This is a genomic window from Sphingosinicella humi (assembly GCF_003129465.1).
In the GTDB taxonomy this organism is placed as follows: domain Bacteria; phylum Pseudomonadota; class Alphaproteobacteria; order Sphingomonadales; family Sphingomonadaceae; genus Allosphingosinicella; species Allosphingosinicella humi.
Genome location: NZ_QFFF01000004.1, coordinates 1 through 324, shown reverse-complemented (window position 1 = coordinate 324; position 324 = coordinate 1). Strand labels below are relative to the sequence as shown.

The window sequence follows — 324 nt, the reverse complement described above, 5'->3', positions numbered from 1 at the left end:
TCGAAGGCCTGCCCTTCTCTTAAGAAGAAGAAAGGTGCTTCGACAAGCTCAGCGCGAACGGCTTATCAGGCCTTCTTCGCCGCGGCCTTCTTGGCGGCAGGCTTCTTGGCAGGGGCCTTCTTGGCGGCAGGCTTGTCGTCGGCCTTCTCGGCCTTCGCTTCCTTCGCCGCCGCGGCCTTCTTGGGAGCGGCCTTCTTCGCCGGCTTCTCCTCGGCCTTGGTCTCCTTGGCGGCCTCGGCCTTGCCCTTCTTCGTGGCAGCCTTTTTCACCGGCTTCGCCTCGCCATGGTCGGGCCCGCATTCCGGACCATGGACATGGCCTTCC

The 324-nt window shown here is 64.2% G+C and carries 1 pseudogene; it reads right to left on the bottom strand.

From position 1 onward, the window contains the following. Window positions 1-65 precede the first annotated feature (65 nt). Window positions 66-324: pseudogene (locus tag DF286_RS15230) on the bottom strand (trigger factor); the annotation flags it as partial.